Origin of the sequence: Paenibacillus sp. FSL H7-0716 (assembly GCF_038002705.1) — a bacterium.
Taxonomy (GTDB): domain Bacteria; phylum Bacillota; class Bacilli; order Paenibacillales; family Paenibacillaceae; genus Paenibacillus_AQ; species Paenibacillus_AQ odorifer.
Genome location: NZ_JBBODA010000032.1, coordinates 15679 through 28088, shown reverse-complemented (window position 1 = coordinate 28088; position 12410 = coordinate 15679). Strand labels below are relative to the sequence as shown.

General features: G+C 42.1%; 12 protein-coding genes. 3 read left to right on the top strand and 9 right to left on the bottom strand.

What is annotated here, in order from left to right:
* Positions 1-22 precede the first annotated feature (22 nt).
* From MHH60_RS27070 to MHH60_RS27050, 5 genes are all read right to left on the bottom strand, one after another.
* Complete coding sequence (locus tag MHH60_RS27070) at positions 23-1162, bottom strand: toxic anion resistance protein (protein WP_076135607.1); 1140 nt, start codon at positions 1160-1162, stop codon at positions 23-25.
* A gap of 24 nt (positions 1163-1186) precedes the next feature.
* Positions 1187-2875 (bottom strand): VWA domain-containing protein, encoded by a 1689-nt coding sequence (locus tag MHH60_RS27065; protein ID WP_076135605.1) that lies wholly within the window; start codon positions 2873-2875, stop codon positions 1187-1189.
* A gap of 13 nt (positions 2876-2888) precedes the next feature.
* The gene (locus tag MHH60_RS27060; protein WP_076126022.1) at positions 2889-3632 is read right to left on the bottom strand and encodes a hypothetical protein; all 744 of its coding nucleotides are present in this window, start codon (positions 3630-3632) and stop codon (positions 2889-2891) included.
* 151 nt (positions 3633-3783) lie between these two features.
* Positions 3784-5025, bottom strand: coding sequence for a molybdopterin-dependent oxidoreductase (locus tag MHH60_RS27055; protein WP_076135603.1), 1242 nt, complete (start codon positions 5023-5025; stop codon positions 3784-3786).
* A gap of 51 nt (positions 5026-5076) precedes the next feature.
* The gene (locus MHH60_RS27050; RefSeq protein WP_036686616.1) at positions 5077-5955 is read right to left on the bottom strand and encodes a LysR family transcriptional regulator; all 879 of its coding nucleotides are present in this window, start codon (positions 5953-5955) and stop codon (positions 5077-5079) included.
* Between the two features lie 115 nt (positions 5956-6070).
* Between MHH60_RS27050 and MHH60_RS27045 the strand changes: the two genes are divergently transcribed.
* Positions 6071-7360 (top strand): adenylosuccinate synthase, encoded by a 1290-nt coding sequence (locus MHH60_RS27045; protein WP_076135601.1) that lies wholly within the window; start codon positions 6071-6073, stop codon positions 7358-7360.
* 129 nt (positions 7361-7489) lie between these two features.
* Here MHH60_RS27045 and MHH60_RS27040 read toward each other — a convergent pair whose 3' ends face one another.
* Entirely contained in the window at positions 7490-7678 is a 189-nt protein-coding gene (locus MHH60_RS27040) for a hypothetical protein (protein WP_036686376.1), read from the bottom strand.
* Positions 7679-7797: 119 nt separating this feature from the next.
* On the bottom strand, positions 7798-9039 hold the full coding sequence (locus MHH60_RS27035; RefSeq protein ID WP_076135599.1) for a stalk domain-containing protein: 1242 nt from the start codon (positions 9037-9039) through the stop codon (positions 7798-7800).
* A 167-nt stretch (positions 9040-9206) separates the two neighbouring features.
* On the opposite strand from MHH60_RS27035, the gene MHH60_RS27030 reads away from it, so the two are divergent.
* Together MHH60_RS27030 and thyX are read left to right on the top strand one after the other, a co-directional pair.
* The gene (locus MHH60_RS27030; RefSeq protein ID WP_076135597.1) at positions 9207-9743 is read left to right on the top strand and encodes a GNAT family N-acetyltransferase; all 537 of its coding nucleotides are present in this window, start codon (positions 9207-9209) and stop codon (positions 9741-9743) included.
* 47 nt (positions 9744-9790) lie between these two features.
* The gene (gene thyX / locus MHH60_RS27025; RefSeq protein WP_440941442.1) at positions 9791-10456 is read left to right on the top strand and encodes an FAD-dependent thymidylate synthase; all 666 of its coding nucleotides are present in this window, start codon (positions 9791-9793) and stop codon (positions 10454-10456) included.
* A gap of 54 nt (positions 10457-10510) precedes the next feature.
* Here the strand turns inward: thyX and MHH60_RS27020 are convergent, their stop codons facing one another.
* Together MHH60_RS27020 and MHH60_RS27015 are read right to left on the bottom strand one after the other, a co-directional pair.
* On the bottom strand, positions 10511-11917 hold the full coding sequence (locus MHH60_RS27020; RefSeq protein ID WP_081389006.1) for a GNAT family N-acetyltransferase: 1407 nt from the start codon (positions 11915-11917) through the stop codon (positions 10511-10513).
* A 193-nt stretch (positions 11918-12110) separates the two neighbouring features.
* The gene (locus MHH60_RS27015; RefSeq protein WP_076135593.1) at positions 12111-12392 is read right to left on the bottom strand and encodes a hypothetical protein; all 282 of its coding nucleotides are present in this window, start codon (positions 12390-12392) and stop codon (positions 12111-12113) included.
* Positions 12393-12410: the final 18 nt, after the last annotated feature.

Here is a 12410-nt window from a genome sequence, read left to right as displayed (position 1 = left end):
CCAGATTTATGATTTTTCTAGGCTACAGCTCCAACTTATTTCCCTTTTCCAGCCGTACAATCTGCTGTTCGCCATTATCTGCCAGCTCTCTGAACTGATTAATGGTTTCACGCATTTTGGGGAGAGCTTCCTGCTTATAAGTACTGATGGAATCGAGAGCAGATAGCACATCTGTAAAAGCTTGCTTTAATGTATCCACTGAAATACTTGATTCTAACGACTGTTTATGGATTTCCGCCCCTTGGTTTTTCAACATTTTTGAGGTACCGCTGATCAGGCTATCGGTGGTTTGATTTAAAAGTTCGATCTTTTTCAAAACAATTCGTTGATTATACAGCGCACTAGCTACCGTAACCGATATTTTCAAGGCAGACACGGTAACATTTCTAGCTCTGTCCACCCCTCTGATCAGCTCTTTATTATTTCGAATAACCACTTCTATGGCCATAATTCCTTGTTGATTCACTACAAGCATCTGTTGCAAATCCATGACACGCTGCCGCAGCGGAAAAAGCACTTCTTCTGTAATGAACCGAACTTTCTCCTCATCCTCATCACGCAGCTTAGCCGCTTCCAGTTGCGTCTCTATTTCCTGATCCATCAGCATGCCGAGCTGAATTTCTTTTTGTAGCTTTTTTGTGAGTTCCCGAAGGGACTGTTGCTCGAATTCCAGCGTAGTATTGTCGTTCTTCAAAACAGTCTTACCCTTGTCTAAAGAAATTATAATATCTGAAATGACAGCATCCGCCTTTTGATATTTAGCAAAATAACTACGTAATGGATTAAAGAACTTCCCAAGAAAACCCGTCTTGGCAAAATCTACTGCACTGGGATCCAAATCCTTCAGCTGGAGATTAAGCTCCGTCAAACCTTTCGCTACTTGGCCGCCTTCATCCCCTGTCTTTGATAAATTCCCCACTGAAACCTGCAACAGAGAATTTTTGTCCGAAGAGGATCTCATCGTTTCCATACCGAAGCTATCAATGGATTGCAACACCGCTTTCCGCTTATCCAGTGACTCTAAATTCAGATCCAGAATGGCTGAGACATTGTTTACTGCCAGTGCTTTCAGTTGTGATACTTCCTCAGGCTCAGGTTTAACCTGCTCCTCAATTACTGATTTCAGCTTTTCCTGACTTACGACTTCCATAGTAAACGACATAGAACCCCTCCTATAAAAAATAGCTTACATTTGAACATTGAGCAGGTTGCCGATTTTATAGACTACATCATCTGTATCTGCATTGATGTTGGCCGCTTCATTTATACTCGAAATACTCTCAAGTGCCTTGATATTCGCATTGTAGCCAATCGTATAAATCGGGATTTTGTAGGTCTCAATAAGACCTCTGATGTCATTCAAGGAATGCCCTTCATTGGTCTCCCCATCACTTAATACAAAGATCAACGGCTTCAAATCCGGATTTAGCTGTAATTCCGTTTGAAGCATATGGATGGCTACCGCAATCCCGTCAAAAGTAGCCGTCCCCCCATTTGCTTGTAGACTGTCAATCGCACCAACAAACATGGACTGCTGGTTCGTGTCATATTTTCCAATTGGAAGATTGATTGTAACGTTATCAGAGTAAGAGACAAAACCAATGCTGTTATCCTTGCCCAAGTACTTCTGGCCTGTTAATAAAGATTGCTTCAAGCGGTTCAAGGGTTCCCCGTTCATACTTCCTGAGACATCTGCCACAAATACTGCGGCGATAGGTTTATTGCCATTTTTCTTCTCTTTCCACAGCTTTTGAGCTGAGGATATAAGACTGCCATCCACTGTACTAAGCTCTGATTGGTACTCATTAAGACCATTGAAACCTTTTTTCTCACCCAGCTCCTGGTATTTTTCCTGTTCAACAAACTCAGCAAACTTCTTAATAATATCGAGTTTTTCCTGAGGAAGATCACCCAAAGCATAAAGCGGGCTGTCATGTCTTACACCAAAAGGAGTGAATACATACCCCCCTTTCAAATCTGTTGCATTCACAAAGATCTGGTATTCTAAGACAAAAGCATCAAGCTTACCGGTTTTTGCAGCCTCTCGCATCTGTAAAGTGGTTGAGGCGATAAAGGGAACATTTGCTTGGAATTTCTCAAAGCCCTGCACCGCTTGCTCACCAAGTAAGTCTGAACCGCCAAATGTCCCAAGCGCTGTTACCAGAAAGTTTAAACCCGTAGAACTGGCAAAAGGGTCAGTATAGCCCATTGATAATTCATTATTTGCTATGGCGTCAGTAACCGTCTTAACGTTTAAAGAACCGTATTTCTCTATTAATTCATCATATTTCGCCTTACTGGTAACAATACCAGCTACATTACCTACAAGGCGTTTAGTGATCACCTGAATGTTCATCCCGTTTGCTTTTACCATTTCGCCCCACAACTCATTTGAAGGGGTAAAGGCATCTGGCACATACTTCCCAGATCTTATGTAATCTGTCGCTGTACCTGAAGCAATATTACGGATTTTCACAGATACGTGACTCCCGTTCACCTCAATATTAGAGTTGTTAAAATCTGTAGCAACTTCATTTAACCAACCATCATTACCCGTTCCTGATTTCTCTGTAGAAGAGAATATCTCTACAAAGCTATCTGTTGTATTGTCTACGGATACAGGAAACTTTGAGATATCTGGTAATGAATCCCCAATCGCAACAGGATCCAGGTCAATCTGGCCTTTGATTTGCTCAGCAGTTGTCACGTTTATGTTCTTGTATAGCTTCTCAAGCTGCTTCCCCGCATCTTCGGATGAAATCTGGGTTTTGGTTTTTCCTATATTAGAGGTTAAGGTGATTCCAAAATACACGAGAGCAAAAACTACCACCGTAATGGTTCCTAAAACTGCTACTGTTTTTCCTTTATTAGCCATACACATCTCCCCTTCATTGCTTATAAAATTTCGTCTGCTTGATCAGCTCATCAATTTCCTTCATACAAGGCATCTCTTCAACATCTGTATAATCTGTACTGTCAAGTAACGATATTTCCAGCAGGAGCTTATCCAGCTTCAGCAGAATCTCTTCATTTGCCCCAAGATACCCCGTTACGTAGGCCAAATACTCATTGTACAAAGCTGTCTTTTTTTGCACCAATTTATCAGAGAACTGCGAAGGTCTATGCTGGCTGGAGAAAAGGGTGAACTCTGAGGCATCAAATACACTGAGTTTATTCAGAATCCCTCGAATGTTCAGGTAAAAAAGCTTCGCTACTTCATAACTGACTGCATTAAATTTTTTGAAGCTAAGTTCAGTGGATTCGAATCTCTGACCTAAAACATCTAACAAGGTACTTCTCTTTTTTTCCATCCGGGATATCTGATCTAGAGCAAGCGCAATGTCTTTTTTCAGCACTTTGACATTTTTGTATTGAGTAAGCGCAGCTATATAATCCTCATAAGATTTCAGTGTTTTCACAGCAGGGATAGATGAAGGTTTAAACAATAAAATATAACTTCCATAAAGAACAACAAGTAGACTAACAAACAACAATGTCACACCCAAAGCGGTTTCAAATACACTGGTTCCTCCGATTTCCACCCCTAATAAACCTGGTGACAACACGATAATGTTCAGTAGTACCACACCGAGAATAAGTCCCAACAGCTTTATGGCTCTAACCCCGTTCATCACAACCACCTCCTGCATCCAGTCACTTCTATTGTATGGAGCAATTTCTGTTATTACGTCTCTTCATTTGCTATATGTTAAAAAAATAAGGAATTAATCAACAAAAAAACCTTAACAGGCAATAAGCCCATTAAGGTTAACGATCCCTATTTTATACCCACGCATCATTTGAATACCCGCGTTGCTCCCAATATCCCGTATGATCGCCTTCGATCAGCTCAATCCGGTTCAGCCACTTCACAGACTTGTATGCGAACATCTTCGGAACGATTAACCGTACAGGACCGCCGAGATCGCTAGGAATCGGCTTTCCATCATGCATTACCGCGACCAGCACATCATCCATGTCGGCTTGATCCAATGTGAGCGTATCCGTGTAAACACCATCACCCGAATAGAATTTCACAGTCTTAGCTGTGGGCTTCACACCGGCCTGACTCAAAAGATCTTTTAGCTTGATTCCTTCCCAGGTATTCTTATAGACTGACCAGCCTGTCACACAGTGAAAATCACTCACCTGAACGGTCCGCTTCAGCTTTACGAACTGTTCCCAGTTCCACTTAAAATTCTGCTCCACAAGCCCATCTATCGTAAAAGACCAATTGTTGTTCGTAAACTCCGGAATCGGAGTGACTGTATAAACACGGAATTGACCTTGCGCCCCTCCTCCGAGAGGGGGTGAGGATGCTGCCAGTGGCTGGGGTGCAGGCAACAACTGATTGCGATCACTTTCGATCAGCTTTTCAATCGTTTCGCTGCCCCCGATATTTCCAATTGAACTGCCGAGCCATTTTATAAACGATGGACCTATAGTTACCGCAAGCCCAACACCAATCGATCCGCGTATGAAAGCTCTACGTGTATAAACCGGCTGCGGGGTTTCCCGATGATTCGAAGGGCTACCTGTCTCAATGCCGCTTTTCACTACCCGCCGGCTCGGTTCTTTAAGCCATTTTACCCGGGTCAAAGAATGATAAATAATATAAGGAAGGCCTATCCAGGTCAATAAGTCATGGACGACCAGAGCAACGTTCGATACATGTGGACCCACCACGCGGAATTGCCAAAGTAGCACTCCTGAAACGAACCAGCCTAGCAGCAATGAAAGTACAACGATTACATTAAAACGTTGCCAAGGCCGCTCCTTCAATTGTTTCCAATGTTTCCCTGCCAGCAGCAAATAATAAATAACCGGAATAATCGAAGCGACACCGATCACGATATGAAGCCCTTTGATCCATACTCTGCCTTCCCCTAAGAAGCCACGCCAGAAGCCACCTACAAGCACAAGTCCTGTGAGTGTGAGCAACACAACCAGCCAGCCATTCCAGGTATGAAGCGCCCGAAGCTTTTTCCCGTATCCCTTACGCAGCCGAGCCAGTAAAGAATTCATTACCTTTCCTCCTCTTCACTAGGTATGCTCAAATAGCTCTTTATCCTGATTCTACTCTAATAATGTTAGAAAAGACTTTGAAGCAGCTGTAAGAGGAACTCCACGCAGGGTAGCAATTCCTATGTTACGTTCTGGCAAAGGTGGGTCCAGAGGAATCTCGACAAGCTCACCTTTCTTCAATTCTTCGGTTACGTAATCACGAATAACAAAAGCAAGGCCAAAACCACGCTTCGCAAACTGAACCAGCAAATCCACACTACCCAGTTCAAATTCAGGTGTAATCGTCAGATGATTAGATGCTAAAAACTGATCCATATACTTTCTGGTGCTCCCACCCGCTTCTAAGCATAACAACGGATACTGCTGAATGTCTGCAAGCGGCATGGTCTTGTCCGCCAGATGACGAAAACCTTTGCCCCCTACCAGGCAATCTTGGAGCTGAGTACTTTTGCGAAAATCAATCTGTTTATCAGATGTCGGCAAGCTGACGATACCAAAATCAATTTTTCCTTCTTTTAAAAGCGTAAGTGTTTCTGGTGTCGTTCGATTCGTAATATGAATGCGGATATTGGGAAATTGTTCATGAAATTGCTCCAAAAAAGGCAACAGATAATATTTGCATAAGGTGTCACTTGCTCCGATATGAATCTCGCCGCTGTTCAGATTGTTCATATCTGCGATCGCTCTTTCGCCCATGTCTACATGATGAAAGGCTTGCTCAATAAAGCTAAGCAGTACTTTTCCTTCTGTTGTTAGATCGACCCCGCGAGAAGTGCGAAAAAATAACGGGCCGCCCATTTTCTCTTCCAATTGTTTAATCGTGTGACTTACTGCCGGTTGTGTAATATTGAGTCGTTCTGCCGCAGCAGTTAAGCTCCCTGTATTCGCTACCCAATAAAAAGAGCGATACCACTCCAAATTAATGTCCATCCCCACGTCATTACTCCACCTTATAATAGATATAACTTATATCAATTTTTCTAATGATTTAACTAGCATTATACTTAGTCCTGTAGCCAAAAACAAGCTTGGGAGGCGAAAACGCGTGACCGTAATTGCAATTGTAGGAGCAAACTGGGGCGACGAAGGAAAAGGAAAAATGACGGATGTGCTAGCTGCACAATCTTCCTTTGTCGTTCGTTTTCAAGGTGGTAGTAATGCTGGGCATACCATCATAAACCAATATGGAAAATTTTCATTGCATATGCTGCCATCTGGGGTATTTTATCCTTCCGTTACAAACATTATTGGACCCGGAACAGCACTTGATACAGAAGTATTAATAAAAGAACTGAAAGCTTTAACGGATAGAGGCGTGCCAAAACCTAGATTATTCGTATCCGAACGGGCGCAAATCGTGCTTCCAATCCATCGTTTGTTTGATGAACTAGAAGAGGAACGTCTGGGATCTCAAGGATTCGGTTCAACAAAACGAGGAATCGCACCATTTTACGCAGATAAATATGCAAAGCTAGGCATACAGGTAGCGGATTTATTTGATCCTGCCCGACTTGAGAAACGTCTTGAACAATTACTCGCTTCCAAAAATATATTACTTGAGCATTTATATAAGAAAGCGCCTGTCCAAATCTCGGAATTAATGGTTCAGCTGCAAGAAGAAGCTGCACAGCTAGCGCCTTATGTAGCCAATACAACAGACCTACTGCAAGAGGCTTATGCCAAGGGAGAGACTATTTTACTTGAAGGTCAGCTTGGGGCTCTGCGTGATCCTGATCACGGTATTTATCCTTACTCCACCTCCTCTTCAACACTTGCCGGGTTTGCACCTGTTGGTGCAGGTCTTCCTGCAGCAGCTATCACGAATGTCATCGCTGTAACCAAGGCCTATTCCAGTTGTGTCGGCGCTGGACCTTTTGTTACGGAATTAGAAGGGCCCGTAGCGGATGAACTTCGTACAAGAGGTGGCGATGCCGGGGAATTCGGGGCTACGACTGGCCGTCCTAGACGTATGGGCTGGTTTGATGCTGTAGCTACTCGTTACGGTTGCCAAATGCAGGGTGCCACTGAAGTCGTGTTGACTAATCTTGACGTGCTTGGTTATTTGGATGAGATTCCGGTTTGTGTGGCTTATGAGCTTGAAAATGGAGAGATCACCGACAAGTTCCCGGCTACGAATAAACTGAACTCTGCAAAACCGATATTCACGCATTTATCTGGCTGGAACAGCGATATCTCTCAGATCACCGACTTCGAAGATCTGCCAGAACAAGCTAAGCTTTACATTGATTTTATTGAAACCTCTATTGGCACGCGTATTACTACGATTTCCGTGGGTCCTAGACGCGAACAGGTCATTAATCGGATAACGAAATAATCATACATGTACTAAATCTCCGTAGAATTTAAAAGAAGCGCCTCTCTTATTAGAGAAGCGCTTCTTTGTTTTATTCATGAGAAGGGCTGCCTCATACGTAGAAAAATCCACTTTTGAGACAGCCTCTTTTTAAATCAACACGGCATCCACTTTCGTCTGCGGAGCCTTGTCACAGCGTTTACAGACCTTAACGACTGCTCCATCCGTTTTTTTCTTGGGATAAAGCAGCTTAATACGGGTGTTCTGACAGATTGGGCAAGTCCCCCTGCCCCTAGATGGTAAATTCCAAAGTGCATGTCCACGTTTTGACTTTGCCATGAATAAACCCCTCATTTCGGCCAACAATAGTCAACACTTTAATTCTGAAAGTGCTTCTCCAAAATGATATGTCGCAAAGACAGGCTCTATGACTAAAGTAACGCAGAAATTAGGAAGTATTAATTCGTATAAATCATGGAGACAACACCGTTCGTAAAGGTAACATAGTTATAATTACCATACTGCCAGGTCTCCACTTGAATGCCACTACCTGATAATGTGGATTTACTTATAGGCTTACCCCAACTAAACTCCACTTGTTGCTTGGTCATCCCAGTAGCAACTATGCTTTTTTTAATCTTACTCCAAATCGCATCCGACCACTTATAGGTTTTAAATGGATCCGTTGTTAAGAAATATTCCTTATTTCCTAATGTACGGATCAACTCATCTCCCGACATTTTATAAGAGTTAAGAATTTGCCCCGTCGATAAAACCTTAAATGAAATGGCAAATTCACCTTCATAATCAGGTAGAATATCTACAATAGTGACTTTTTGGAACTTATAATCGGAGTCGAATTGATTGAGCCAATATGTTTTTCCAATGAACTTAACGAGGTTTCCTTGTTCTTCCTTCTTAAAAATCTGTGCGGTTTGTTTCGTATAGGCGAACAACTCTGCTTTGCCGAAGTAGATCTCCATCGTCTGATAATTTCCATCCCAAATTAACTCTGCTGACAGTGCAGTCTTTAAAAGCGTGGCAGGAAAAACTGTAGATCCGTCGATCTTTTGCACCTTACCACTCATTTTGACCTTCGCACCATTCACCATTGCAATATCGCTTCCGAGTTGAAGCTGTATTGGCAAATCACCTAGACGAATGCTAAAGGTTTTAGTTGTTGTATTAACTTGGACTGTTGCTCCCAACGTTTGAAAAACCGATTGAACCGGCAAATACATTGTTCCATTAACAAATGCACCTTGATCAATATCATGGTCCGCACTGATCGAAACTTTTATTGTTTTGGAATCTGATCCTGAATTGACCGTTACGTTCGTTTCTCCTACCGCTAAGGCTTTCATTGTGCCATCGGCTTGTTTTTGCAGCAAATAAGGCTTTTCAATTATGACATTTGCTTGAGCTAACGGAACGCGTTCGGATATGCCATCGGCATCTTTAGCATAGATTTGTACCGGAACATTGTCCCCAACAGTGATTTCCGTAGCATCCATCTGAAAAATCAAATCTTCAACCTGCGGATTGCCTTCATTGTATGATGAAGAAACTGAACTGGCACTCCGTAAAATACTACTTTGATCGTAATCGACGTTACGCGTATCTGCCGCCTTCACTGTATGTATTGGACCCAACATAGATACTGCTAACGCTGCAGTGATGCTCCATTTCATAGCTTTCATTTTTCTTACATCCCCCTCTAAATATATAAACCTTAATTACTGTATCACAATTCCACAATTTTACTAGAGAAAAATTTACAGAAATTTTTTTTTGTATTTCTAGTGAATTTACTCCGTGATAATTACAGAGTCTTCCATTATAATCATGGATTAGGAGGTGTTAGCTCATGGAAATAATAACCGATAGATTGATATTAAGAGATTATACAAGCGATGATTTTTCTTTTTATGAAGAACTGGAACTTAATCCTTTGTCTCACAAATATGAAAACACCGCACCAGATGCAAAACAAATTGAAGAGAACTTCCTTTCGATTCTGACTCAGACTACCAGCGATCCGCGTGAGCATTATGATTTAGCAGTATGTACTAAGCAAAATAGTACACCCATAGGTAATGTAAGTATAAAGTTAAATTGGGAAGAGATCAGAGAGTGGGAGATTGGCTGGGTCCTACTGCCGGAATACTGGAAAATGGGCTATGCGACAGAAGCCGTCAAAACACTGATAGGCTACGCCTTTAGCTCACTTAATGCCCATAGAGTCGTTGCATATGCCAATGCAGAGAATCTTCAATCTGAAAAAGTTATGATTAGAGCAGGAATGATTAGGGATGGAATCCTCAGAGAGACTAGATTTTGCAATCAACAATGGTGTGACGAACTCATTTACTCTGCTTTGGAAAAGGAGGCTGCATTAAATTGACAACAATCAAAGTTTTAAATGAAGGTTATGTAAGATTAGTAGATCATATGGGCTCAGATTTAACGGTTGCTAACGCTGCGCGTGTATCTTATGCTAAACAATCTTTTGAGCTTAGTGATCGGGATATTAAACTAATAAAATTCCTTGCCCGTGAAGGACATACCTCTCCTTTCCGCCATGCCATCACACAATTTGAGGTTTATGCCCCATTAATGGTTGCGAGACAGTGGTGGAAATACGTAGTCGGTTCTGCTCATTACGAAGGTACTGGAGATAGCTTGGAAGCCTGGAACGAATCCAGCCGCAGATACATAACAGAAGAACCCGTTTTTTATCAACCTGCTGCGGGAGAATGGAGGTCCAAACCAGAGAATTCCAAACAAGGCAGTGGTGACATTATTGCATGGGAGCTTGGTGAAAAATACACCCGCGAGCTTCAAGAATACACCGAGTTAGGATTATCTAAGTATGAAGCAGCTTTAGCAGATGGCATATGTGCTGAACAAGCAAGACTGTTTCTACCTGCTTATGGACTATTCGTTCGATGGTACTGGACAGCTTCAGTTCAATCTGTAGCTCATTTTTTAAATCAAAGACTGGAGCATGACGCTCAGAAAGAAATTCAGGAGTATGCAAAAGCAATTCTATCGCTGATTGAGCCACTATTCCCTGTCTCTTTTGATCAGCTGCTGAGTACCGGCTCTGTAGATTAATTTAATTTCCATATATAAAAAAGAGCCGCCAAACGCTTGGCGGCTTCTTCCTTTTCACACTACCAACCCTCGTATAACTTCAACCTCGTCCCTACTGACTTCAACGAACCCGAGTGATGTATATAAATTCGAAGCACGTTCGTTCTCGATCCGATAGCCAATAACGATTTTGTCGCAATGATGTTCTGCTTTAATATAACGAATTAAGGTATCCATACCCGTTCTGCCTAAACCCCTGTTCTGGTATTTCTGGTCAATCATGAAAGCCATAATCCAATAACTTCCGTCCTCAGGATCTACGCTATACACAGAGAAACCTACCAATTCTTCATCTGCGTATAAAGCGAGCGGGGTCATACCACAATAAGCTGCTTCTGCTAACCAATAGACCACCGGTTCAGGAAAAATAGCCTTTTGCTCATCCGATACTTCTAATTGAGTACAAGCGTACCAGTTTTTTTCAGTGATATCCTTCAGCACTATATGTGGTTGAAAGCCGGTTCGTAATCGGTCACAAACTCTTTCTAATTTCAGTTTAAGCTGTTTCGCCCAATCCGGGAAAATAGAATCATCCGTATTCTCCATACACCGAAGTAATCTAGCAAAACTGTATAAGTCTGCAAATCTTTGAAATTCAGGTATCAACTTAATATACTCATCATCTAGCTGCTTAACCGATCTATATCCACTAATAAAATGGTCAATGTTTCTTCTACTTTCATTATCATCCGATTCCGTCAGGTCTCTTAACGCCGATGTAATATCCATCGCAAACCAGTGATACATAGAGTCATCAAAATCGATGGCACTGTAGCGGGATTCTTCTTGCATATAAAAGATATTATCCATCTCAAAATCATAATGTACGAGCCCAGTATGCCCTACTCCAAAAGGGAGCTCTGATAACCAAGCTTCAATCCGCTCATATTCCTTAAGCGCCTTATGCTCCTCAGGATGTCTGCTCAATACGGAATAAATAAAATTTAATGAATCGACCCAGCTTTTGCGATAAGGCGTGCTCGGTGCATAGGTTTCCGAATAATTATGCAGACGTGCAAGCGATTGGCCCCATTGATAAAAATGAGGTTCCTTCATCTCATCAAGTGAAACATATTCACCCTGGGCCTGTTCAAAAACTACCCCGTGGTATCGCCCGTGATTCGTTAACAACGTCTCAATCCAATTGCCAGATTTAGAACGCACAGGAGCGACGGTCTCATAACCTTGCTCTAATAAATACATCATAAAATCCAGCTCTGCCTGGATATTGTCTGCGGAATTATCCTCTTCATGAGTAAACCTTAAATAAAAGCGTTTACCATTCCACTGAAAGCTATAAATAAAATTGCTGCTGGCCCTTACCATCTTTAAAGTTCCAGGCTCATGATTCCAATACTTAATCATCTCTTTAGCAGGAAGATCGTTCTCCGTTCCCCGCACCATGTTCATTAAAGTCATCATTGTCCGATAGTGCCTCCTGCTTCATGACGGATTTGATTTTGGGTCCCCTCATTAACATTATCGGTAAATTATTCTATTAAATCAAGGGAATTTGATAGGCAGAGCTTTTACTCTCCCACCATATCTATAGCATTTTATAAAAAAACATTTTTTAATTAGGACTATATGATTCACTGTGCCGGAGCAAATCCCCTTAGGATTTGATAGTTTGACGGTCTCTGCGGACTTGAACAAATTCCCGACCGAGCGACTCATCTTCCTCTACCCAGTCATATTTCAGAATAAGCGGAGCAGGCACAACAGTCTCCAGTTGCTCTACACTCTCCCGCACATCATCATCAAAGTATCCTATAGCAAGTACAAGGGAAGAGATCAAGTTAGACAAAGATCTTGCGCTTTCACCAATCGTTTCCCAGTTGAATTTCTCCCCCAGGACTGTTGTCCAGCCTTGGGACTGCCCGATGGAGATTTGCAAATGAAGTTCCCATTATTC

What these genes read in the sequence shown, in the direction of transcription:
- MHH60_RS27070 (WP_076135607.1), bottom strand. Translation starts at nt 1,162, where the DNA reads ATGTCGTTTACTATGGAAGTCGTAAGTCAGGAAAAGCTGAAATCAGTA.
- MHH60_RS27065 (WP_076135605.1), bottom strand. Translation starts at nt 2,875, where the DNA reads ATGGCTAATAAAGGAAAAACAGTAGCAGTTTTAGGAACCATTACGGTG.
- MHH60_RS27060 (WP_076126022.1), bottom strand. Translation starts at nt 3,632, where the DNA reads ATGAACGGGGTTAGAGCCATAAAGCTGTTGGGACTTATTCTCGGTGTG.
- MHH60_RS27055 (WP_076135603.1), bottom strand. Translation starts at nt 5,025, where the DNA reads ATGAATTCTTTACTGGCTCGGCTGCGTAAGGGATACGGGAAAAAGCTT.
- MHH60_RS27050 (WP_036686616.1), bottom strand. Translation starts at nt 5,955, where the DNA reads ATGGACATTAATTTGGAGTGGTATCGCTCTTTTTATTGGGTAGCGAAT.
- MHH60_RS27040 (WP_036686376.1), bottom strand. Translation starts at nt 7,678, where the DNA reads ATGGCAAAGTCAAAACGTGGACATGCACTTTGGAATTTACCATCTAGG.
- MHH60_RS27035 (WP_076135599.1), bottom strand. Translation starts at nt 9,039, where the DNA reads ATGAAAGCTATGAAATGGAGCATCACTGCAGCGTTAGCAGTATCTATG.
- MHH60_RS27030 (WP_076135597.1), top strand. Translation starts at nt 9,207, where the DNA reads ATGGAAATAATAACCGATAGATTGATATTAAGAGATTATACAAGCGAT.
- thyX (WP_440941442.1), top strand. Translation starts at nt 9,791, where the DNA reads ATGGGCTCAGATTTAACGGTTGCTAACGCTGCGCGTGTATCTTATGCT.
- MHH60_RS27020 (WP_081389006.1), bottom strand. Translation starts at nt 11,917, where the DNA reads ATGATGACTTTAATGAACATGGTGCGGGGAACGGAGAACGATCTTCCT.